We start from the raw sequence: 22,364 nt of genomic DNA on the forward strand, positions 1-22,364 counted from the left end.
TATGGTTATTTAAATCAATTTTTATTAACAAATTTATAAAGAATCAACATACGATTGAAAAACAAGTTCACGAATAAAGAAACAACGTTTCATTTGTTGTGAATGCATATTCTATTTGTATTGATAAATAATTGTGTGATCCAGATCTTTGTTGTCGATTAATTTTTTAAACAAATATTAATTTGTGATGTCGGTCTAATTGGCTATTTTATTTTCATTCATATAACGAAATAACCCCGCCAAATTAATGGCAGGGTTTAATAGAAACTTAAATTAATTTAAACTAATTAATTAACGCATTGCGCGTTTCAGAATACGGTCACCTTGTTTATTAAAGTATTCTGCTGTTTCTTGTACGGTTTTCTGACCATAATCGATATATTGAATTGCATCACCGAACAGGGAAACAATTTGTGGGTCATCAAAGTATGGTGAAGTTGTCATTTTATGTGGCAACTCTAGCGCCATATTCAAACCCGCAACTGAAGGATCTTCATCTTTAATCACACCACTAGCACGCAATTGGGTTACAGCTGTTGCGCTCAATGGCACGCCACGCTCCAGACCTAATGCCTCAACCCCTTCTTTACTGTTCAATAAGAAGTTGATTAGCATCGCACTTTCTTTTGGATATTTAGTTGATTTACCAATTGAAAGCATTTGCGCTGGCTTGAAGAATAAACCGGCATCTTTCGCATCTGGCAACATTGGGTATGGGCCAAGAACCAGTTTTGCAGGTTTGGTCAAGTTATCGGAATACTTGGTTATTGTGGAGTTCCACATATAAGTACCCGCCCACTCACCATTAATCCATGGTTTCATTTCGTACATATTACTCTTGCCGAATGAAGCATAGTATTTAGTGGATGGCATAACATGACTATCTACCATGGTTTTATACATGGTAAAGAATTCAACCCATTGTTCTGGTGAGTAGGCAAATTTCTTACCTGCTTCATCAATGGTAGGAATGTTGTATTTTTGAGTCATATAAGAGCGGATGAGTGCTAATGTATCTTGGTGCTCTAATACCACTGGATAATATTGATCACCCAGTTTTTCTTTAAATACTTTACCGGCAGCAAGTAATTCATCCCAAGTCTTAGGATATTCTAAACCTGCTTTTGCCCATGTCGCATCATTAAAATAGAAGATACGTGCAGTCACAGAAATTGGAATACCGTTTAACTTGCCATTGACGGTAGTTTGTTGCAGTTCTTTCGGATCAAATTGCGCCAAATCTAATTGTTCTTTGACGTTAAACAAATTGTAGAAGCCAGTACCGTCTTTAGAGAAAATAGGCAGCCAGTTCCAGTTGGTTTGCATAACATCAGGCTCAGTACCGCCCGCAATTTGTGTCGTCAGACGAGATAAGTGACCATCCCAGCCGGTATACTCCGATTTAACATTAATATTCGGATGTTGTTTGTGAAATTCTTCGATCGCTTTCAAAGTTACCTGATGGCGGCCATTGCCCCCCCACCATGACATACGTAAATTCACTTCGTCCTGAGCGGCAAAAGCTTGGTGTGATAATAACGCCAGAGTGGATGCTATCAGCGTGTGTAAAATCGCTTTTTTCATTGGGTACTGCTCCTGTTAAAGAGAGATATTTTTTTCTGTTTTTGCATCAAAGATATGGCATTTATCCATATCAAACTGGAAATACACGGTGCGATTCAGACCATTTTCAATAATTGGTCGTGCTTCGTCAGACGGTAAGCGGCAGGTCAATTCAAAGTCGTCAACCTTGATATACATGAAGAATTCATGACCCATGTTTTCCACCCGCACCAATTCACCCTGTGAGTGATTGTCAGTAAACGGCTGCATAGACATGCTGACGAATTCAGGACGTACACCGAAGAACACTTTTTCTCCGGCGTGGGCGGCAACTTTAGCCTGCTGTCTTTCATTCAATACCAGGGTGTATTGGCCGACGGTCAGGCCAATTTTCCCGTCTTTTTCTACCAGCGTGCTCGGTTTAATATTCATTTCCGGCGCGCCGATAAAACCGGCAACAAACATATTGGTAGGGTAGTGATAGAGGTTATCCGGCGTATCCACTTGCATGATGTGGCCCAGCTTCATCACACAGATACGGTCACCCATGGTCATGGCTTCTGTTTGGTCATGAGTAACGTAAACAGTAGTCGCTGCTTTTCCGCTTTTTTTCAATTGCTTATGCAAATCAGAGATGCGAATACGCATTGATGCACGCAGTTTGGCATCCAGGTTTGATAACGGTTCATCGAACAAGAAGACATCTGGTTTTTTGACAATAGCGCGGCCTACAGCAACACGCTGTGCCTGACCACCAGACAGCTGACGCGGTAAGCGATCCAGTAAGTCTTCTAGTTCCAAAATCTTTGCAGCTTCAGCAACTTGTGTTTCAATTTGCTCTTTTGGCAGCTTGCTCAACTTCAGGCCAAAAGCCAGATTTTCTTTCACTGTCATGTGTGGGTATAACGCATAGTTCTGGAACACCATGGCAATACCACGAGATTTCGGTGCCAGATTATTCACAACCCGATCACCAATTCGCACCTCACCATCACTGATGGTTTCCAGGCCTGCCAACATACGCAGGGTAGTGGATTTAGCACAGCCAGATGGGCCAACAATCACCATAAATTCGCCATCATGGATTTTCAGATCAATGCCATGAACCGCGCGGAAACCGTTGGAGTAAACTTTGCCTAATTTGTTGAAAATAACTTCAGCCATGATAAATCCTCTATTAACCTTTAATTCCGCTGCTGGTTACGCCCTGAACGAAGTAGCGTTGAGCCAGGAAGAAAACAATGATGGACGGCAGAATGGAGATGCTTGCCATTGCCAGAATTTCGTTCCACGGTGCGCCTTCGGTCACGTCAATTGACATCTTCAGCGCCAGTGCTATCGGGTACTTATCTACGCTGTAGACATAAATCAGTGGGCCGATAAAGTCGTTCATTGACCACATGAACTGGAACAGTGCCACAGAGATAATGGCTGGCTTCAAGATTGGCACGACCACATACCACAACACTTGGAAAGAGTTACATCCGTCGATTTGTGCTGCTTCTTCCATATCGCGTGGTACACCGCGCAAGAACTGAATAAGCATGAAGACGAAGAACCCTTGTGTTGCGAATGCCAGTGGCAGATACAATGGCATGTAACTATTCAGCATGCCCATTTCACGGAACATGATGTATTGCGGAATCAATAACACAGTGCTTGGCAGCAACATGGTGGTAATTAATGTTGCGAACCAGAATTTCTTCCAAGGGATCTCAAAGCGCGCAAAACCATACGCCACGATAGTCGAAGAGATAATGGTCAAAATAACTTTCGGAATAACAAACTTAAAGGTGTTAAGCATGTAATGACCGAAATTATATTCCGTACCTGTTCTCCAACCGTTAACAAAACCATCCCGTGTCGGATGCTCTGGCCATAATCCTAATGTGGTGAAAATTTCATTATTAGGTTTAAAGGCTGCAGAGAACATCCACAGCAACGGATAAAGCATCATCAGTCCGACAATAATCAACACAATATAGCGGATGGCAGCACTGACTTTCGCTTTACGTAATGTGCGGCTAATTTCCGCATCAGCAATATCCTGCGCCAGATCTAATTTTTTCTGGTTGGAATTTTGTACGTCAGTCATTTTTTCCTCCTTTATCGGCGGAGTAGAAGACCCAATATTTGGAAGATTTAAATGCAATAGAGGCAAAGAGGGCGACTACCAGGAATAATACCCAGGCCAGTGCAGCACCGTAGCCCATGTCAAAGTATTTAAACGCCGTATCATATATATAAAGCGAGAATAAATAGGTGTAATGGGTTGGCCCACCACCAGTAATGACATATGGCGCAGTAAACTCTTGGAATGCCTGAGTAGTTTGCATAATAAAGTTGAAGAAAATAACCGGCGTAATCAGTGGCACGGTAACTTTCATAAACATTTGCCATTTAGAGGCACCATCAATCATGGCCGCTTCATACTGTGACTGAGGAACGTTTTGCAATGCGGCCAAGAAGATGACCATGGCAGAACCAAACTGCCAAACACGCAGTAACGTGACAGATGTCAATGCCAGTGCTGGCTCTCCCAGCCAGTTGACTGGATCAAGTCCAAATACACCGATGAAACCATTCAGCAAGCCATCAATAGCAAACAAGGCACGCCACAAAACGGCAATTGCTACGCTACTGCCGAGAATTGATGGAATATAGAATGCGGTACGGAAGAAACCGATACCACGTAATTTAAAGTTCAGTACAAAAGCGATCCCCAGAGCAAATGCCAATTTTAATGGAATAGTAAGAAACACATAAGCGAAAGTTACGCCCATGGATTTCCAGAATAAATCATCTTCAAGAAACATATGACGGTAATTCTCGATCCCGTTGTAAACAGGAGGGTTCATTAAGTCATACTCAGTAAAACTGAGAAAGAAAGATGATACAAAGGGGAAAGCCGTAAATATTATCAACCCTAATATATAAGGTGATATATAGGCTAACCCCAGCATTCTGTTTTCATTCATAATGCTTACCTATTTTTAATAACATGAAAGATAAATAAAACTACTGATTCAAAAGCGACGGATAAATAAAATCGATATCATACAGAGTGCGGCTTTCCCCGTTCACCTGATAATCTCCATGGATGTAACCACCATTGGTAATAAATTGAGGTATTGCGGCCGACTTATTTTGCTTAGCAGCAATTAAGGTTAATAATGCTAATGCAATTGGATTATCGATGCGGAAATAACGGTGCTCCGCTGACTCGACAAACAGACCGCGATGATAATGTTGTTTAAATAACTCATTTCCAGTTTGCCAAGCTAATTCAAATAATTGTGCGCATTGGCAATGTTCAGCCAGCTCGACTAGGGCCAGCAATAGATACGGTGTTGCAGTGGGCTTCTTACCTACCAGCAGTGTGGCACGTTGCTTTTGTTTGTTTAATTCAGCTAACTGCCAACGGTGTAGTAATACTGCAATCAAATCCAATAGTTCTTCATCATGGCTTAAGCGCCAGGCACGAACCAGTGGTAGTAGGTAATCGACGTCTAAGGCGAAAGGAGAAATGACAGTCCCCTTGGCACCATAATAGCCATCACGTTGTAAAACATAACCGCTCATGTCTTGTCCATCATTCCATAACGGGCGCAATGTATTGCTTTCGACGTCATAAGCGAAACGATAGTAATTTTTTAATCCATCAATAACCCACTGCATGACTTCAGCATCCGGCTGTTGGCGCAGAATATCCAACATCGCCAATGGGTTATCAATTAACAGTGGGCGCATATCGCGAAACAGGACATTAGCTTCACGTGCGATTTCACCAAACTCAGGGCCGAACTGGCGCTTGGCCCGGTCGCCATACCAAGATTGGGTCTGGTTATCATCTGTCGGTATTGGCCGGCGCTGCTGTGGCGAGCTGAATTGATAAACCGGTAAACCGGTTTCAGGATTACGGGCCAAAACATATTGGCGATATAAATGTTTACCCCAAGCAGCGGCAGCAAGGTCACCTGTATATTCGGCATATTTATAAGCCGTATAAATCAAATCTGTGCCAGCATTGACAAAAGTTAGCCCTTTAGTCTCAGGCAGTTGCGGTAATGCTTCTGGCTTAACCACATCATTGCGCATATGCGTGAAAACATGGGGATCACGTTTTTTGTCATAGCTACCGTGGCGACCCAGATCCAGTGCCTCCCAGTCTTCTACATGGGCGTGCCAAAAACCTTGGAAGAAATTAAGTGTTTTCTCACGGTCAACATTGGCCAGTAGATTGTAGTAGGGTAGGTGATGTTTCAGTTCATGCACTTGTGCTTTGGATTCTGGTCCTTCGGTTTTCAATGTATCCAGATTCAGAAAACGATGCCCACCCCAGTAAAACAATCCGCTTTGGTCATGAACGGCGTGCTGCATGAAATAGCTGGTTTGCACTCGTGCTTGTTGGTGATATTGCGGGTCTTGTGTGACCAAGCTGAGTGCATCTAAGGTTCGTAACCAGTTTTGTTGACTCGCAAAGTTAGATATCGGAGTATTACGGCCATCTGGGAATACCCAGACTACTGGTTGGTGGGTCAAAACATCAAAGCCATCGGCCATCAAAGGGGTAGGGTTTTGAGTGCTATGGCCAACAGACTGGACTAAATCAACATAGCTGCGTATAGCGCTGAGCCAGTTAATCATCATTGCGTCGCTGCCTTTAATGTTGCCTGCAAAATCCATCACCGTAACCCCATCATCTGAACATCAGCTCGGAACCGGTTTAAGGTTCCTTATAAATAGAAACATCGTTTCAATCCATTATATTTGTATTTACTGGCGAGTCATTGGGCGAATGACAAAAGTGTGATCGAAGTCGGAACGTTGTTTTGAATTTTTTATTTTTGCAGTTCTGGCGGGTTTTTTAAGCGAAATTTATTTGTTAACCATTTGATAAATAAGTAATAAAAAAGGCACAACTGAAGTTGTGCCTTAAGGTGATTTGAGTCTAAATATGGCGGATAACCGTCGAAAATAGACCTTAACTCAAATTAGTTAGGATTATATGTTTAGCGCGCCAACCAACCGCCATCAACTGCGATGGTGTAACCGCTAATATAATCAGATGCTTTTGATGCCAAGAAGACTACTGGACCTTTCAGGTCATCCGGTAAACCCCAACGGCCTGCTGGGATACGGTCAAGAATCTCTTTGCTGCGTTCTTCATCTTTACGCAACTGTTGCGTGTTATTCGTTGCCATATAACCTGGAGCAACAGCATTCACATTGATACCGTGTTTTGCCCATTCATTCGCTAACAAACGAGTAACACCCATCACTGCGCTTTTTGATGCAGTGTAAGAAGGGACACGGATACCGCCTTGGTAAGACAACATTGAGGCAACGTTGATGATTTTGCCGCCATGACCTTGTTTGATGAATTGTTTCGCAACAGCCTGAGACATAAAGAACACAGTCTTGATGTTAACGTTCATGACATCGTCCCAGTCCTTTTCGCTGAAGTTGATAGCATCTTCACGGCGAATGATACCGGCGTTGTTGACCAGAATATCGATTTGACCAAATTCCTTAACGGCGCGCTCTAATAAGGAAGGGATACCATCAATTTTGCTCAGGTCAGCAGTCAGGCTCAAGAAGCGGCGGCCTAATGCAGTCACTTTTTCGATAGTTTCAAGTGGCTCAACGATGTTTATACCAACGATATCGCAACCCGCTTCGGCTAAACCAATCGCCATACCTTGGCCCAAACCTGTGTCACAACCGGTAACCAGAGCAACTTTACCCTTTAACTCAAAGGAATCTAAGATCATAGCTAACATCTCTCTCTAGGCGGTCAAAGATTTACCGCGATTATAATATTGGGGAGAAAACCGCCCAAAAGACGGCTTTGGTAGGTGACGCTTAACGCTGTTTGCAAACATTTAGCGCAGTTCGCTTACGGCGATGTGGTCCATATCACCGAAGACTTGGTTTTCACCCACCATGCCCCAGATGAAGGTGTAACGTTTTGTGCCTACACCAGAATGGATAGACCAACTCGGTGAAATAACAGCCTGCTCGTTGTGAACCAACAAATGGCGCGTTTCTTGTGCCTGGCCCATCATGTGAAAGACTGCTGTTTCTTCGTCCATATCAAAGTAGAAATACACTTCCATGCGGCGATCATGGGTATGGCAAGGCATGGTATTCCAGAGATTACCGGGTGCCAGCTTGGTCAGGCCCATGGTCAATTGGCAGGTCTGCAACACATCAGGGACGATGTATTTATTGATAGTGCGACGATTGCTAGTAGCGTCATCACCCAAAGTTTGCGGTGAGGCCTCTGCCAGCGTAATTTTTTTATTTGGATATGTGGTATGTGCGGGAGCGCTGTTGTAATAAAACTTGGCGGGTTTTGCACCGTCGATACTGCTGAACTGCACTTCTTTTGCGCCTTTACCGACATATAAGGCTTCTTCATTACCTATTTCATAACACTGCCCATCAACACTGATAAGACCCGGTCCACCAATATTGATGACGCCTAGCTCACGCCGTTCCAGAAAGTAGCTAACACCTAATTGCTTACCCACTTCATCACCAATACTGACCGCCTTCGCGACTGGCAAAATACCGCCAACAATGATTCTGTCTATGTGGCTATAGGTCATGGTGTATTCATCTGCGACAAAAATCTTTTCAATCAGAAACTCACGGCGCAGACCTGCAGTATCAAGTTGTTTTGCGTGGTCACTGTGGATGCTTTGACGGACTTGCATGTAGGTGCCTCTCTTTCAGAACAATATCTTGGATGGGGATAGCCCAAGTCAGATAGCGGGCCAGATTCAGAAAGTTCGCATGAAATCTTAAATAGCGCAGACAACGTGCGTAGGTTTGATCCTGACCGAGTGTTTCTTTAATGCGATGATGATAGTATTTGCGGGAAGTTAATTCAATAAAAATGAAATGATGTTTTATTATTTTTTGAGGGATGTCATGATTTTTGGATTAATTATGTTCAAACTGCCGGATTTGCCCGTAGAATGAGCTGAATTCGGTGTGAAACTGTGACTACGCTACAGACAATTCTGCATAATAATGAGGAGAAATGATGAAGATGTTTTTTATTAATGACGAAGCGCCATGGGAAGAACTGGGCAACGGCATCAAGCGCAAGGTTATGACCTGGAGTGATGAGTTGATGATGGTTTGTGTTCACTTTGATAAAGGTGCCATTGGTACTGCACACAAACATGACATTCATGACCAGATTGCTTATGTCGCGGCAGGTAGCTTTGAAGTGGAAATTGAAGGGCAGAAACGTATTTTGAAAGCCGGGGATGCCTATCGTGCGGTTAAAAATGAAATGCACGGTGCGGTCTCACTGGAAGATAACAGTATTCTGATCGACACTTTTACCCCTAAGCGAGATGATTTCCTCTAAGAAAGACTTTGGGCGGCAGAGTTCAACCTCAGCCGCCTTATATTGTTATCATCGAATTGATCACGAATGAGGTAAACCACTTCGAAATCTCATCGTGACCAACACTCCTTGTGATCAACACAGCCAGTTACGAGATATCCTCTTTACGTAATTGTTCTAACGAGTCTAATTGAATATCGGCTAATGCCCAGCGAGGGTCTGCGCGGTACTCTTCTGATGGAATAACGATAGAGCGCATACGTGCTGCTTTAGTCGCAATCATCCCATTCACTGAATCTTCTAGGGTGACGCAGTGCAACGGATCAACACCCAAGTCAGATGCGGCATTTAAATAGACTTCTGGATGCGGTTTGCTGTAGGGCAGGTATTCTGCGGAAACCAAGCGGTCAAAGTATTTTTCAATGCCTAATAAAGCCAAAACACGCTTTTGCATATGCAGTGGCGAAGCGGAGGCCAGCCCGATTTTCAGCCCTTGCTGACGACAAAGGTCTAAGGCGTATTCCACTCCTGGCAACACTGGACGTTTCTCTTCAACCAACTCTATCGCTCTGGCAATAATGAGTTTGCATACATCTGCTTGACTTGGCCCTTGCCAAGGCATGGCCTGATACCACATTTTTACCACTAAATCGATACGCAAGCCCAGCGTATCGGGCAGGGTATCTCGTGACGTAGTGTCCAGACCCAGTTTGGTAAAAATATCCAGTTCAGCCTGTAGCCATAAAGGCTCCGAATCAATGAGCAAGCCGTCCATATCGAAAATTGCGGCCTTAATTGTGTGCTGGGTCGCCATTTATCATCACTCCTGTTGGTTTTTAGCTACGGGTTTAACACTTTATCATTGGTTCATAATGATTGAACGGGGAGAACACCATTCTTTCTCTTTCTGACAATTTAATTTATTAACTTAATGATATTTCGTTGGATGAGCTAGGCTTGAATTTGGGCTAATCGTCAGTGATTCAATAAAAACTCTGCCCAAAAATGGGATGTAGCGGGTAAACTAAGGCCACATAAGTTGTGGTATTTACAAGGAGAAGTCATGACCTATCAACAGGCTGGGCGTGTCGCTGTTATCAAACGGATCGCCGGGTGGCTCGTTTTTATTCCAGCACTGCTGTCAACATTGATTTCAATTATCAATTTTGCCTATCAATATAGTCAAAAAAGCACCGGAATTAATGCGGTTATGCTGGATTTTATCCACGTCATGACCGATATGATCCGTTTTAATACGACTTTTCTGGATATCTTCTGGTTTAACTCACCCGTGCCGGATTTCGAACAGGGTTTTTCGGCCTCGAACATTATGTTCTTTATCATTTATATGCTTATCTTTGTGGGGTTGTCATTGCAGGCGTCAGGTGCCCGTATGTCACGACAAGTGCGTCATATTCGTGAGGGCATTGAAGACCAAATGATTTTAGAGCAAGCAAAAGGCAGTGAAGGGCGTACTCGGGAACAGTTGGAAGAAAAGATAGTCTTACCGCACCACACAATATTTTTGCAGTTTTTTACCTTATACATTCTTCCATTAGTGATAGGTGTAGCAGGCTATTTTGTTATTAAGTTATTGGGCTTGATGGCGCAGGGATAACGTGGCTATCTGAATCTGATTAAAAGCATGAATAATAAATTGGCCCACAAATGAGGGCCTTTTTCTATTTATCATCATGATATATAAACAAATTAATCTCTTGAAAGAATTTTCTGACAGTAGAGGTTCGATACTTATCTTGCTCTCACAATATTGAGCAACCAATTCCCTTATGCTGTCAGTCTCTTTTCTTTGTTATATCAGTCAAGTCATGAACGTTTTCATCTCTAAGAAGATGCGTAATTTTATTATTTTGGCTCAAACAAACAGCATGGCGAAAGCGGCTGAAAAGTTGCACATGACAGCCTCACCTTTTGGTAAAAGCATAGCGGCGTTAGAAGAACTGGTGGGATACTCACTCTTTACCCGTAATGAAAAAAGTATCAGCTTGAATAAAGCGGGACAGGAACTTTATCAAGAGTTATTTCCTATTTATCAACGGCTTTCGGCTATCGACAATACCATTGTCTCTATGTCGCATCGGCAGAAAAATATTGTGATTGGTATTGATAACACTTATCCCACGATAATTTTCGATCAGCTATTCAGTCTCAGTGACAAGTATGACGGTATTACCGCGCAGCCTTTTGAGTTTAGCGAAAACAGCGTCATCGATGACTTATTGGATCGTCGGGTAGATTTTATTATCTCCCCACAGCAAGCTTCACCGCGTGTGACACATATCGATAGCTTACAGACAACGGAGCTTCCTTTATTACGGCTCGGTTTTTTAGTCTCACGCCGCTTTGAAAATTGTCAGTCGCTCGAATTATTGAATACGCTGCCATGGTTACAAATGCGTTTTCAGAATCGGGCCAATTTTGAATCCTTGTTGGATGGGCATTTCCGATCTATTGGGATTAACCCAACCATCATTTATCGCCCTTACAGTTTTATGGCAAAAATTAGTGCAGTAGAGCAGGGGCAATTTCTTACTGTCGTCCCTCAATTTGCATACCGGCTAGTTAATCCAGCGAAGCTAAAATATTTTGATGCTCCGAATCAGCCCATGTATATGCGTGAGTATCTTTATTCGCTCAAAAATAATCACCATATTAAACAAGTCATGGGCTATATACATTCGGATCGTGATGGTGATTAAGGCGCTAACATTGAGCCGTACTCGAACAGATTTTGATGCAGTTGAAAGGCTTGCGTTAGATTGTGGTGCAAATGTCCCCCTTTAGCCTGCGCCAGATACTGGTGGAGGTAGTCACGGTACATGGGATGTGCGCAGTTATTGATGATAGCGACTGCGCGTTGCATGGGGGATAATCCACGCAAATCAGCAACCCCTTGTTCTGTGACGATCACTTTTACACTGTGCTCGCTGTGATCAACATGGGTACACATCGGGACGATGGTAGAGACTTTGCCGCCTTTGACAATCGACGGGGCCATAAAAATAGATAAATAGGCATTACGCTCAAAATCTGCGCTGCCACCAATACCGTTGACCAGTTCGGTGCCCGCAACATGGGTGGAGTTGGCGTGGCCGTAAATATCGAATTCCAGCCCCACATTGAGCGCAATGACACCAAGACGGCGAATGATCTCTGGATGGTTAGAGATTTCCTGTGGACGCAACACAATTCTGTTGGCGAAGAAATCCATGTTGTCATAGATTTTTTTTAATGAGGCGGAGGAGATAGTCAAGCTAGAGGCACTGACACCCAGCACTTTCTCTGTTTCGACCAGTTGGACAACCGACTCCTGCAATACCTCAGAATACATCATAAAGGGGGGGATCAGGGGGTTTTCACCTAAGCGCTTCATCACCGCATTATTAATATTTCCTACGCCGCTTTGTAGCGGAAGAAACTCCGGTGGGATGCGGCCTAACCTGAGTTCATTCAGTAAGAAATTGACTACATTGTCAGCTATTTGCTCACATAATGGATTTTCGCGATCAAGGCTGTTGCTGGCATCTGGCAATTCTGTTTCTACGATGCCAATCACTTTGCTGGGGTCTATCTGTACATAAGGTTCACCCACTTTATCTAATGTGTGATAGATGGGCAGAGTATTGCGCCGAGGTGGCGCACCGAGCATGATAATATCTGCCAGTTCTGCCACCCGTGGGCTGTGATAATGATTGAGTTCAATAATGATTTTTTTGGCTTTATGCAAAAAAGCTGGGGAATTACCAATGCCGCTGGTGAGATAGACTTTCCCATCGGCGGTGATTGCTGACGCTTCAATCACCGCCACATCAATATCACCAAAGAAACCATAATTGACCATTTGAGCGACTTCACTAAGGTGCAGATCAACAAAACTGACTGCCCCTTGGTTGATTTTCTCACGCAGTAACGAGGCTGTTTGATAAGGGGCACGCCAGGCGATAGCATCCGCTTGCGCCAGTTCATCATCGGCTTGAGCGCTGATTGATGCACCCGTTAACAAACGAATTTGAAACTCTTTTTGCTGTTGGTGTTGGGCTATTGCGCGTTTGGCGATGGCGGCAGGCAGCACCTTAGGCGCGCCCGCAGGGGTAAAACCGCTAAAAACCACCATATTTCCATGTTCAATACACTCGGCGGCAGTATCTGCGTTCATGATGCAAAATGACCGTTTCATAGAGAAATCCTTTATCTGATAAGGGTTAACGCCCAAGAAAGTTAGGTTTACGTTTCTCCATGAAAGCACTCATGCCTTCGTGATAATCATCGCTGTCGTAAACTGCACGCCGCATACCTTGGATGCGCTCAAATTCATCGGAATTCATGGTATGGGCTTCACCCAGAACACGGAGTTCCTCTTTAATGACGGCAATGGCCAGCGGAGCTTTTTCTGAAATGACATGGGCCAATTTGAGTGTGAAATCCTCCAGTTCGCTAGGTTCAACCACATGATTGAGAATACCCACCGATAGGGCACGCTGAGCGGTGATAGGCGCGGCGGTGAAAATCAGCTCTTTGACAATATGAAAACCAGCATCACGGATCAGGTTGTGGATACCAACCAAATTATAGGGCACCCCGAGATTGACGGGTGTCATTGAGAAAGTTGAGTTACTGCAGGCCACAATGATATCTGAACTCATGATCATCTCGAATGCACCGCCCCATACACTGCCTTCCACCATGGAAATGATTGGTTTAGGGTATTTTTGAATCACACGGGTAATTTGACGTAGTGGGTCATCATAGGAGAGAGGGTCACGCCGGCCAGTGGGTAATTCGTGGATGTCATGCCCGGCTGAAAATACTTTGGAACCTTCCGCCGCACGCAAAATAATACAGCGAATATCGGTGTTATTAAGGTCATGTAGCGCCTGCATTAAATCATCCATAAAAACTTTGCTTAATGCATTTAGCTTGCGGGCATAGTTGAACTCAATAATGCCAACTCGATTGGCAATCAACACTTTGACATACTGATAAGACATGATTGTTTCCCTTTAACTGAAGATTTTTTGCGTAATAAAATCAGTGATAGCGCGAATCCCGGCTCGTGGTGAGATGTGGTTTTGCTGTAGCAGCGCTTCAATTTGCAGACAGTGTTGGTGCAAATCTGGGCGAGTAAACAGCGCTGCCAGCGCATTGGCTTCGGTTTGCTGACGAACCCAGCCTAAATTTTGCCGTTCACGTAAAGCAGCTAATTGCCCACTCGGTGCCATGACAGACCAAAAGGTTTCGACGGCTTGCCAAATATCACGAATACCGCGTTTTTCCAGAGCGCTACAGGTGAGGACGCGGGGCTGCCAGAGAGGGTGCTTGCGGCGGATAATATGTAGCGCGCTGTGGTACATATGGCGGGCAATATCGACATTTATATGGTTTTCGCCATCATCTTTATTGATGACAATAAAATCGGCCATTTCCATAATGCCCTTCTTGATGCCTTGCAGGTCATCACCAGCCCCGGCAATTTGTAGTGAAATAAAGCAATCCACCATGGCCGCGACTTCTGTTTCTGACTGGCCGACACCGACAGTTTCAACAATCACGATGTCGTAACCGGCTGCTTCACAGAGCAAAATCAATTCTCGGGTGGTTTGACTTATCCCCCCAAGATAGCCTCTTGAGGGAACCGGGCGCACGAAGGCATGCTCGGCACGAGACAAATTCAGCATGCGAGTTTTGTCACCCAAGATGCTGCCGCCACTGACCGGGCTGCTGGGGTCAACGGCAATTACGGCCACTTTATGCCCTTGTGACAATAGCTCTTCCCCCAGCGCTTCAAGAAAAGTGCTTTTCCCTGCACCGGGTGTCCCCGTCACTCCCAGGCGTTTGGCCTGCCCGGTATATGGCATGATGTGGTCTAGCAGTAAGGCGCTAAGTTCTTGGTGCTGGGGATGGCTGCTTTCTGCGAGTGTCATGGCTTGCGCCAATGCGGCCCGTTCGCCTTGGCGCAGGCGATGGATATAGTCGCCAAGATTGTCGATGTTAATCATGATGAGTACTGATGAGCTGTAAAACGTCACGTACACTGGCTAACATGGGGGTACCCGGCCCATAAATAGCCGCAACACCGCGTTCACGTAAGAAGGCATAATCTTGTGGTGGGATCACGCCTCCGGCAACGACGCAAATATCTTGCCGATGGTATTGGCGCAAAGCGTCAACTAATTCAGGAATCAATGTTTTATGGCCAGCCGCCAGTGAAGATGCACCGATGACGTGGACATCATTCTCGACAGCCAATCGGGCGATTTCATCTGGCGTCGAGAACATTGGGCTGAGATCAACATCAAAACCCAGATCAGAATAGGCACTGGCAATGACTTTAGCGCCCCGGTCGTGGCCATCTTGGCCCATCTTGGCAATCAGAATGCGTGGATGACGGCCATTCTCAGCGAGGAAGTGCTGCGTTTGTGCCAGTATTTGATCAAATTCTTGTGCGTCTTTTTCGCTTTGATGGTAACTGCGTGCAATGACGCCGGTGACACACTCGCTTGGCACCAAATAGCGATTAAATTCTATTTCCATGGCATCGGAAATTTCGCCTAATGTGGCCCGTAGCCGGGCAGCGTGCACGGCGGCTTCCAGCAAGTTTTCATTATGTCCTGCGGCATGGCGTAGATTGCTCAATGCTTGCTGTACAGCATCGTTATCTCGTTCAGCACGGATACGTTTTAATTGTGCAATTTGTTCATTGCGCACTTTAACATTGTCAATTTCTAATACTGGGGTTTCAGTTTCTTTATCTAACTTATATTTGTTTACTCCAACAATGACGCGCTTGCCTTGGTCTATCAGTGATTGTTCGCCCGCTGACGCTTCTTCAATCATACGTTTGGGCAGCCCGACTTCGATAGCTTTTGCCATCCCCCCCACATCATCAATTTGCTTGATAATGGTTCGGGCCTGTTTGACCATTTGGTCTGTAAGCGATTCAACAAAATAAGAGCCAGCCAGTGGGTCAATGGTGCGGCAAATTTCTGATTCTTCTTGAATGATAATTTGCGTATTACGCGCAATACGTGCCGAAAAATCAGTTGGTAAGCCGAGCGCTTCGTCAAAGGCGTTGGTGTGCAAAGATTGCGTTCCACCAAGCGTTGCACCAAGGGCTTCGATGGTGGTGCGAATAATATTGTTGTAAGGATCTTGCTCAGTCAAACTCCAGCCGGAAGTTTGGCAGTGGGTGCGCAAGGCTAATGATTTAGGGTCGACAGCACCAAATTGACTGACTGCTTCACTCCAGAGATAGCGTGCAGCCCGTAACATGGCGATATTCATGAACAAGTCCATGCCAATGCCAAAGAAAAATGAGAGGCGGGGGGCAAAGTTATCAATATTTAAACCGGCATTCAGTGCCGCTTTGATGTACTCAATGCCGTCAGCGATGGTAAAAGCCACTTGCTGTACACAATTCGCCCCAGCTTCACCCATATGGTAGCCGCTGATGCTAATGGTGTTAAAGCGCGGCATATTTTTGGAACTCCAAGCGATAATGTCTGAAATAATGCGCATGGAGGGTTTGGGAGGGTAAATATAGGTATTACGGCACAGATACTCTTTTAATATGTCGTTCTGGATAGTGCCGGTCAGTTGTGCCGGGGTAACACCTTGCTCTTCAGCTGCGACAATATAAAACGCCATAATGGGTAATACAGCCCCATTCATCGTCATTGAGACCGACATTTTGTCTAGTGGGATTTGGTCGAACAAAACTTTCATATCTTCGACGCTATCAATCGCTACGCCTGCTTTACCTACATCGCCAGACACACGCGGATTATCGGAGTCATAACCTCGATGTGTTGCCAGATCAAACGCCACAGAAAGACCCTTTTGTCCTGCGGCCAAATTTTTACGATAAAAGGCATTTGACTCTTTAGCTGTTGAAAATCCAGCATATTGACGAATAGTCCAGGGCTGGGCCGCGTACATTGTAGCCCGCGGCCCTCTGACATAAGGGGCAATACCGGGGAGTGAGTCGGTAACCTCAAGTCCCTCAAGATCTCTGGCGGTATACAACGGTTTTACGGCGATACCTTCCGCGGTCCTGATGATTAAGTCTTCAACACTTTTACCGCGCCTACTGAGTTCTTTATTAGCGATGCTTTCCCATTCGCGAATATCCACCATTTGACATACTCCCAATTTTCAGCAATAGAATTCCTATCGAGGAGAGTCAATACTCCTCAACGAAGGCTCTTGATTTTATTTAAGTAAGCGCTTTTTCACGGGAATTGTCGCTGGCAAAAAAGAACAGGGTTGACTGTCATTATTCGACGGTAGGAATGCCTCTAATTTGTGGTTTGGTTCATACTTTTTTAGAAAAAGTCGATTTCATAACAAGATATTGGGACATAAAAAAGCACCCTGACTAGTTGGTCATCCAACTTTTGGGGTGCTATTTATTCCATATCAATTCAACCGGGCTGGCGCGCTTAAAATCTTTCCGGGTGTAATAACTGCTCGACGGCTTTCTGCGCATTAATCCAATGTTGCCCACCAAATAAATTACTGCGGTTCAATAAATAATAAAGTTGATAAATGGGTTGGCGCTCAATAAAACTGGCAGGAAGCGGCCAGACACTTTGGTAACCATCATAAATTTGAGCTGGCAAAGCAGGGTAGAGTGGCAACATGGAAAGGTCACATTCTCGATCTCCCCAATAACAGGCGGGATCAAAAATAACTGGTCCATTGGCACTGGCGGCGCAATTAGCTGGCCATAAGTCACCGTGTAATAAAGACGGTTGCGGCTGGTGGCTTTGTAACCGCTCTTGAACAAGATGAGTTATCTGGTCGATATCCCCAAATGACATGCCTTTTTCAGCTGCCAATTGTAATTGCCAACCGATACGTTGTTCAGCAAAGAATTGTGCCCAACGGCGTTGCCAACTATTTGGCTGCACCGTAGTGGCCAAGTCATTATCAAAATCCAGCCCGAATTGCAGTTGTTCACTCCATTGATGTAAATGTGCCAATTGTTGACCCAGGCAATAAGCATTGTGTGCATCGAGTGGTTTTAACGGAATATATTCAAGTAGCAGAAAGCTGTAATCACGATCACTGCCGACACCATAAACTTCAGGCACCTGGACAGTTTTGCTGCGGGCTAATAAAGAGAGTTGGTCTGCCTCGGCGGTAAATATTGGCAGCATCTCACGGGTATCACATTTGACGAAAACCTCAGTGTCACCATAACTGAGACGCCAGGCCTCGTGAATATCTCCACCCGGCAATTCGGTTCTTTCCCGAATCTCTGCGGGGCCGAGATGTTCACCTAACAGACGATTCACTGCTTGCCACATGATTCACCCCCTATTAGCTACCCACCTGCAAATCTAGTTTCTTTAGGTATAGATCATTAGGTTAGCGTCTTTGTCCTGTTAAGGACAAGCGCTGATGCACAGGGATACCCGTGCCGGATCAAACAAACGACAGATTCTGTACTCATCCGTTACATATTATCGATAAAATTAATGAACAGTGGCGACGAAAGCAATCTTATAGGAAATAGGTCGAATGAATGACAAATCGTAATAAATAAGCCGTAAAGTATGAATACAATACGGCCTACAAATATACCCGCATTTTTAAGTTTATTAAAAATAGCGACTCAATTGATTATAGCAGCTTACCCTTTGGTGTGTTTTTTGCCCTATCATCCTTGGCTTTTACGGTTATTGGCCGACCTTTTACCGGTTTTATATGGTTGTAAATCAGAGCTACCACAAAGAATAATGCCTGAATGATGACAATGCAGGGGCCAGTCGCGCCATCAATATGGAAACTTATCAAAGTACCTAAAACACAGGCAGTGACGGAAACTAGGGTCGCAACCACTAACATCTGATCAAAACTACGGCACACTAAAAAGGCAATGATGCCGGGAGCGATTAGCATGGCGATAACTAAAATAACCCCAACAGCCTGCAGTGAAGCAACGATAGTTAATGCCAACAGACACAGTAAGCCATAGTGCAGTAACTTCACTGGCAACCCAATGACGCGGGCATGATTTGGGTCAAAGCAGTACAACATAAAATCTTTGCGCTTGAGCAGCACCACCAATAGGGTAAAGCCAGCTATCCATAAGGTTTGCTTCAGTTCTGCCAGTGAAATGCCCAACATGTTACCGAATAAAATATGGCTGAGATGTTGGTCAGTATCCATGCGAGAAAACAGCACAAGGCCGAAGGCGAACATGCCAGAGAACACAATCCCCATCACGGTATCTTCTTTGACTCTACTGTTTTCTTTCAAATAACCGGTGGCAACGGCGCAAAAGATCCCAGAGACAAACGCACCAATCACCAATGGAATGCCAAGCCAAAAGGCCAACACTATCCCCGGTAAAACGGCATGGGAGATAGCATCACCCATCAACGACCAGCCTTTGAGTACCAGATAGCAAGACAAGACTGCGCACACCACGCCAGTCACGATAGCCGCGACAATTGCCCGTTGCATAAAGGGATAGGCAAAAGGTTCACTGACCAGACTGAACAATGCATTCATACATTATCCTCCGGGCGCGGGGCTATAGGATGACGGCGCTTTTGGCGAGTTTGATAACGAGTTGCCAGCAAACCGTGTTTAGGCGCGAAGAAAAAGGCCAGCAGGAATACCAGAGTTTGTAACGTCACAATCACGCCGCCCGTTGCACCATCAAGATAGAAGCTCAGGTAGGCACCAAAAGCACTGGTAAAAGCACCGATGCTGATAGCTATCACCAATAAACGGCTGAAACGGTCAGTCAGCAAATAGGCTGTTGCGCCCGGAGTCACTACCATGGCAATCACCAGTATTGCCCCAACGGTCTGTAAAGCAGCGACAGTGCAGGCACTTAATAGGGTGAAAAACAGAATCTTTAACTTTAGCGGTGATAGGCCTATCGACATGGCATGGCTTTCATCGAAAAATACGGCCAGTAAGTCTTTCCAAATCAGGCATAAAATCACAAAAGAAACCAAAATAATGATTTCGACCTGCAATACGTCTTCATCTGCTATACCCAAAATATTGCCGAAGATGATCGACTGCACGTTGACTGATGTTGGGTTGAGAGAAACAATTAAAAGCCCGACGGCAAAAAACGTAGAGAAAATAAAGCCGATAATGGCATCCTCACGCAGCCGGGTTACGTGACGAACCAACGTCATGGCTAATGCAGCAAGCATACCGGTAAAAAATGCCCCCGCGGCATAGGGTAGCCCAAGAGCATAAGCACCTGCCACGCCAGGAACGACGGAGTGCGAAAGTGCATCCCCCATCAGTGACCAGCCTTTGAGCATCAAATAAGCCGATAAGAAAGCGCAGACAGCACCCACTATCGCACTAACCCAAATGGCCTTGACCATGTAGTTGTAATTAAAGGGTTGCAGTAAAATGTCCAGCATCAGGAATTTTTCTCCTTCGACTGGCTTTGTGCCGGTGGATCGTTTTTGGTATGACCATAAAAGACTGCAGGGCGCTCATCATCGGTGATGACCGTTACGGTTCGTGGGTCATTATCGTCATGCAGCGTGTTACCGGACAAGTTGATATGGCGCAGTACGCCACCAAAGGTGATTTCGAGGTTCTTTTGGGTAAACGTTGTTTCTGTTGGCCCCGCGGCTAGCACGGTTTGGTTAATCAAAATCACGTGGTCGCAAAATTCAGGCACACTGCCAAGATTATGTGTTGAAACCAAAATAAGGTGGCCTTCGTCACGCAGTGCGCGCAATAAATCAATAATGGCATTTTCTGTTTTGACGTCAACACCGGTAAATGGCTCATCCAGTAGTAGAACGGACCCCTGCTGGGCCAGCGCCCGTGCCAGAAACACGCGCTTTTTCTGCCCACCGGAAAGTTCGCCAATTTGACGTGACCGTAATGCGGTTAAACCGACTCTTTCGATAGCTTTATCAACGATAGCTTTATCTTCACGGCTTGGGATCCGCAGAAAATTCATTTTCCCGTAGCGGCCCATCATCACCACGTCTTCCACTAACACCGGGAAGTTCCAGTCTACATCCTCTGTTTGCGGAACATAGGCGATAGTATTTTGTTTCAATGCGTGGCTAATCGGCTTGTTGCTTAACTCTACTTTACCGACACTCGGTTTCACCAAGCCCATAATGCTTTTGAACAGAGTCGACTTGCCACTGCCATTCACGCCAACCAGTGCGCAGATAGTCCCACCAGTGAGAGAGAAGCTGGCGTCATAAATAGCAGTATGCCCATTGTTATAGGTGACAGTGACGTTATCCACTATCAGCTCTGGGCGGACAAAAACAGCATGGCTCATTGACCAAATCCTTTCGCGATAGTTTGCACTGTGGTGTTAATCAGGTCGATGTAGGTGGGAACCGGCCCAGTTTCATTCGATAAGGAATCAACATATAACACCCCACCATATTGCGCACCGGTTTCTTTGCTGACTTGTTTGGCCGGCTTATCAGAAATGGTGCTTTCGCTGAATATCACCGGGATTTTATTCGCGCGCATGGTATCAATGACACGACGAACTTGCTGCGGAGAACCTTGCTCTTCAGCATTGATTGGCCATAAGTAAACTTCTTTAAAACCATAATCTTTAGCTAGATAGCTGAAAGCCCCTTCACTGGTAACCAACCAACGTTGTTCTGCTGGGATGCGAGATAAGCGCTCACGAAGCGGGGCATCCAATGCGGCAATTTTTTCTGCATAGGCTTTAGCATTTTGATTATAGGTTTCAGCATGAGCGGGGTCGTGTTCTACCAATGCCTTACGAATGTTCTCAATATATATCAGTGCATTTGACGGTGACATCCAAGCATGCGGATTAGGAATGCCTTTATATGGCCCTTCACGGATAGGCAATGGTGCAATGCCATCGGTGACTACAGCAGAAGGGACATCTTTAATATTTTCAAAGAAACGCTCAAACCAACGCTCCAGATTCATGCCATTCCAGAGGATCAGATCGGCAGACTGGGCTTTCACAATGTCTCGTGGAGTTGGTTGATAGTCATGAATCTCGGCACCGGGTTTGGTTATTGACTCAACCACTGCGGCATCCCCGGCGACATTTTGCGCAATATCCTGAATAATTGTGAATGTTGTCACAATTTTGAATTTTTTATCGGGTTCGACAGATTTTTTTTCAGCCATCGCTGAAGTGCTAACTAATGATGAAATTGCAACAAGTATAAATAAAGCAATGGCGTGGAAAAAACGCGGTGTGAAAGGGCTCATGGGGTGCAGGTGAGGTATTTTTTGTTTAGTAAACATGGCGATGTTCTCTTTCTTTAAATGAAAATGATTATCAATATCATTAGCGATGAAGTCAAGCCTTGCCATACAATAAACTAAAACTTACCGATAGTTACCGAATATAGCCTGATCATTATGTTGATAATGGTCAAACTAGCCCAAAAAATCTATTTGGACG

General features: G+C 44.9%; 20 protein-coding genes. 3 read left to right on the plus strand and 17 right to left on the minus strand.

The window, feature by feature from the left end:
• Nucleotides 1–291: 291 nt before the first annotated feature.
• The 7 genes from HUZ92_RS07035 to kduI all read right to left on the minus strand — a co-directional run bounded on the left by HUZ92_RS07035 (nucleotide 292) and on the right by kduI (nucleotide 8,285).
• On the minus strand, nucleotides 292–1,584 hold the full coding sequence (locus HUZ92_RS07035) for an ABC transporter substrate-binding protein (RefSeq protein WP_050097515.1): 1,293 nt from the start codon (nucleotides 1,582–1,584) through the stop codon (nucleotides 292–294).
• Between the two features lie 15 nt (nucleotides 1,585–1,599).
• Nucleotides 1,600–2,727, minus strand: a complete 1,128-nt coding sequence (locus HUZ92_RS07040) for an ABC transporter ATP-binding protein (protein ID WP_050097516.1) — start codon at nucleotides 2,725–2,727, stop codon at nucleotides 1,600–1,602.
• Nucleotides 2,728–2,740: 13 nt separating this feature from the next.
• Entirely contained in the window at nucleotides 2,741–3,658 is a 918-nt protein-coding gene (locus HUZ92_RS07045; RefSeq protein WP_050097519.1) for a carbohydrate ABC transporter permease, read from the minus strand.
• Nucleotides 3,651–4,541: a carbohydrate ABC transporter permease gene (locus HUZ92_RS07050; RefSeq protein WP_050097521.1), complete on the minus strand. Its 891-nt coding sequence runs from the start codon at nucleotides 4,539–4,541 to the stop codon at nucleotides 3,651–3,653. Before HUZ92_RS07050 ends, HUZ92_RS07045 begins: the two co-directional genes overlap by 8 nt.
• A 40-nt stretch (nucleotides 4,542–4,581) precedes the next feature.
• The gene (locus tag HUZ92_RS07055) at nucleotides 4,582–6,249 is read right to left on the minus strand and encodes a pectate lyase (protein WP_145579975.1); all 1,668 of its coding nucleotides are present in this window, start codon (nucleotides 6,247–6,249) and stop codon (nucleotides 4,582–4,584) included.
• A gap of 326 nt (nucleotides 6,250–6,575) precedes the next feature.
• Nucleotides 6,576–7,337, minus strand: coding sequence for a 2-dehydro-3-deoxy-D-gluconate 5-dehydrogenase KduD (gene kduD, locus HUZ92_RS07060; RefSeq protein ID WP_004706534.1), 762 nt, complete (start codon nucleotides 7,335–7,337; stop codon nucleotides 6,576–6,578).
• 111 nt (nucleotides 7,338–7,448) lie between these two features.
• On the minus strand, nucleotides 7,449–8,285 hold the full coding sequence (kduI, locus tag HUZ92_RS07065; RefSeq protein WP_145524431.1) for a 5-dehydro-4-deoxy-D-glucuronate isomerase: 837 nt from the start codon (nucleotides 8,283–8,285) through the stop codon (nucleotides 7,449–7,451).
• Nucleotides 8,286–8,617: 332 nt separating this feature from the next.
• On the opposite strand from kduI, the gene HUZ92_RS07070 reads away from it, so the two are divergent.
• Complete coding sequence (locus HUZ92_RS07070) at nucleotides 8,618–8,950, plus strand: cupin domain-containing protein (protein WP_032815897.1); 333 nt, start codon at nucleotides 8,618–8,620, stop codon at nucleotides 8,948–8,950.
• A 127-nt stretch (nucleotides 8,951–9,077) separates the two neighbouring features.
• Here the strand turns inward: HUZ92_RS07070 and hxpB are convergent, their stop codons facing one another.
• Entirely contained in the window at nucleotides 9,078–9,743 is a 666-nt protein-coding gene (gene hxpB, locus HUZ92_RS07075; RefSeq protein ID WP_050097528.1) for a hexitol phosphatase HxpB, read from the minus strand.
• Between the two features lie 249 nt (nucleotides 9,744–9,992).
• Here hxpB and HUZ92_RS07080 point away from each other — a divergent pair, with 249 nt between their 5' ends.
• Both HUZ92_RS07080 and srsR read left to right on the plus strand, forming a co-directional pair.
• Complete coding sequence (locus HUZ92_RS07080; RefSeq protein WP_050097529.1) at nucleotides 9,993–10,547, plus strand: YniB family protein; 555 nt, start codon at nucleotides 9,993–9,995, stop codon at nucleotides 10,545–10,547.
• A gap of 211 nt (nucleotides 10,548–10,758) precedes the next feature.
• The gene (gene srsR, locus HUZ92_RS07085; RefSeq protein WP_050097752.1) at nucleotides 10,759–11,649 is read left to right on the plus strand and encodes a LysR family transcriptional regulator SrsR; all 891 of its coding nucleotides are present in this window, start codon (nucleotides 10,759–10,761) and stop codon (nucleotides 11,647–11,649) included.
• Here the strand turns inward: srsR and HUZ92_RS07090 are convergent.
• The 9 genes from HUZ92_RS07090 to yfeA all read right to left on the minus strand — a co-directional run bounded on the left by HUZ92_RS07090 (nucleotide 11,646) and on the right by yfeA (nucleotide 22,204).
• Nucleotides 11,646–13,127, minus strand: a complete 1,482-nt coding sequence (locus HUZ92_RS07090) for a succinate CoA transferase (RefSeq protein ID WP_050097530.1) — start codon at nucleotides 13,125–13,127, stop codon at nucleotides 11,646–11,648. The genes srsR and HUZ92_RS07090 overlap by 4 nt on opposite strands.
• Nucleotides 13,128–13,152: 25 nt before the next feature.
• Nucleotides 13,153–13,938: a methylmalonyl-CoA decarboxylase gene (scpB, locus tag HUZ92_RS07095; RefSeq protein WP_050097531.1), complete on the minus strand. Its 786-nt coding sequence runs from the start codon at nucleotides 13,936–13,938 to the stop codon at nucleotides 13,153–13,155.
• 12 nt (nucleotides 13,939–13,950) lie between these two features.
• Complete coding sequence (meaB, locus tag HUZ92_RS07100) at nucleotides 13,951–14,946, minus strand: methylmalonyl Co-A mutase-associated GTPase MeaB (RefSeq protein ID WP_050097532.1); 996 nt, start codon at nucleotides 14,944–14,946, stop codon at nucleotides 13,951–13,953.
• Nucleotides 14,939–17,083, minus strand: coding sequence for a methylmalonyl-CoA mutase (gene scpA / locus HUZ92_RS07105; RefSeq protein WP_050295385.1), 2,145 nt, complete (start codon nucleotides 17,081–17,083; stop codon nucleotides 14,939–14,941). Before scpA ends, meaB begins: the two co-directional genes overlap by 8 nt.
• Nucleotides 17,084–17,388: 305 nt before the next feature.
• Complete coding sequence (locus HUZ92_RS07110; RefSeq protein ID WP_050097534.1) at nucleotides 17,389–18,258, minus strand: fructosamine kinase family protein; 870 nt, start codon at nucleotides 18,256–18,258, stop codon at nucleotides 17,389–17,391.
• Between the two features lie 316 nt (nucleotides 18,259–18,574).
• Nucleotides 18,575–19,468: an iron/manganese ABC transporter permease subunit YfeD gene (yfeD, locus tag HUZ92_RS07115; RefSeq protein WP_050097535.1), complete on the minus strand. Its 894-nt coding sequence runs from the start codon at nucleotides 19,466–19,468 to the stop codon at nucleotides 18,575–18,577.
• Nucleotides 19,465–20,349 (minus strand): iron/manganese ABC transporter permease subunit YfeC, encoded by an 885-nt coding sequence (yfeC, locus tag HUZ92_RS07120; RefSeq protein ID WP_050097536.1) that lies wholly within the window; start codon nucleotides 20,347–20,349, stop codon nucleotides 19,465–19,467. Before yfeC ends, yfeD begins: the two co-directional genes overlap by 4 nt.
• Nucleotides 20,349–21,239: an iron/manganese ABC transporter ATP-binding protein YfeB gene (gene yfeB, locus HUZ92_RS07125; RefSeq protein WP_050097537.1), complete on the minus strand. Its 891-nt coding sequence runs from the start codon at nucleotides 21,237–21,239 to the stop codon at nucleotides 20,349–20,351. Before yfeB ends, yfeC begins: the two co-directional genes overlap by 1 nt.
• On the minus strand, nucleotides 21,236–22,204 hold the full coding sequence (yfeA, locus tag HUZ92_RS07130; protein WP_050097538.1) for an iron/manganese ABC transporter substrate-binding protein YfeA: 969 nt from the start codon (nucleotides 22,202–22,204) through the stop codon (nucleotides 21,236–21,238). The genes yfeB and yfeA overlap by 4 nt, the downstream gene beginning before the upstream one ends.
• Between the last annotated feature and the right edge of the window lie 160 nt (nucleotides 22,205–22,364).

It is taken from the genome of Yersinia vastinensis (assembly GCF_902726565.1).
Lineage (GTDB): Bacteria > Pseudomonadota > Gammaproteobacteria > Enterobacterales > Enterobacteriaceae > Yersinia > Yersinia vastinensis.

Bases quoted from the DNA above. Each gene is read 5' to 3' on its own strand.
- yfeA (WP_050097538.1), bottom strand. From the start codon at position 22,204: ATGTTTACTAAACAAAAAATACCTCACCTGCACCCCATGAGCCCTTTC.
- HUZ92_RS07050 (WP_050097521.1), bottom strand. From the start codon at position 4,541: ATGAATGAAAACAGAATGCTGGGGTTAGCCTATATATCACCTTATATA.
- scpA (WP_050295385.1), bottom strand. From the start codon at position 17,083: ATGGTGGATATTCGCGAATGGGAAAGCATCGCTAATAAAGAACTCAGT.
- kduD (WP_004706534.1), bottom strand. From the start codon at position 7,337: ATGATCTTAGATTCCTTTGAGTTAAAGGGTAAAGTTGCTCTGGTTACC.
- yfeB (WP_050097537.1), bottom strand. From the start codon at position 21,239: ATGAGCCATGCTGTTTTTGTCCGCCCAGAGCTGATAGTGGATAACGTC.
- yfeD (WP_050097535.1), bottom strand. From the start codon at position 19,468: ATGAATGCATTGTTCAGTCTGGTCAGTGAACCTTTTGCCTATCCCTTT.
- HUZ92_RS07035 (WP_050097515.1), bottom strand. From the start codon at position 1,584: ATGAAAAAAGCGATTTTACACACGCTGATAGCATCCACTCTGGCGTTA.
- HUZ92_RS07045 (WP_050097519.1), bottom strand. From the start codon at position 3,658: ATGACTGACGTACAAAATTCCAACCAGAAAAAATTAGATCTGGCGCAG.
- hxpB (WP_050097528.1), bottom strand. From the start codon at position 9,743: ATGGCGACCCAGCACACAATTAAGGCCGCAATTTTCGATATGGACGGC.
- HUZ92_RS07055 (WP_145579975.1), bottom strand. From the start codon at position 6,249: ATGGATTTTGCAGGCAACATTAAAGGCAGCGACGCAATGATGATTAAC.
- yfeC (WP_050097536.1), bottom strand. From the start codon at position 20,349: ATGCTGGACATTTTACTGCAACCCTTTAATTACAACTACATGGTCAAG.
- HUZ92_RS07110 (WP_050097534.1), bottom strand. From the start codon at position 18,258: ATGTGGCAAGCAGTGAATCGTCTGTTAGGTGAACATCTCGGCCCCGCA.
- kduI (WP_145524431.1), bottom strand. From the start codon at position 8,285: ATGCAAGTCCGTCAAAGCATCCACAGTGACCACGCAAAACAACTTGAT.
- HUZ92_RS07080 (WP_050097529.1), top strand. From the start codon at position 9,993: ATGACCTATCAACAGGCTGGGCGTGTCGCTGTTATCAAACGGATCGCC.
- scpB (WP_050097531.1), bottom strand. From the start codon at position 13,938: ATGTCTTATCAGTATGTCAAAGTGTTGATTGCCAATCGAGTTGGCATT.
- srsR (WP_050097752.1), top strand. From the start codon at position 10,759: ATGAACGTTTTCATCTCTAAGAAGATGCGTAATTTTATTATTTTGGCT.
- meaB (WP_050097532.1), bottom strand. From the start codon at position 14,946: ATGATTAACATCGACAATCTTGGCGACTATATCCATCGCCTGCGCCAA.
- HUZ92_RS07090 (WP_050097530.1), bottom strand. From the start codon at position 13,127: ATGAAACGGTCATTTTGCATCATGAACGCAGATACTGCCGCCGAGTGT.
- HUZ92_RS07070 (WP_032815897.1), top strand. From the start codon at position 8,618: ATGAAGATGTTTTTTATTAATGACGAAGCGCCATGGGAAGAACTGGGC.
- HUZ92_RS07040 (WP_050097516.1), bottom strand. From the start codon at position 2,727: ATGGCTGAAGTTATTTTCAACAAATTAGGCAAAGTTTACTCCAACGGT.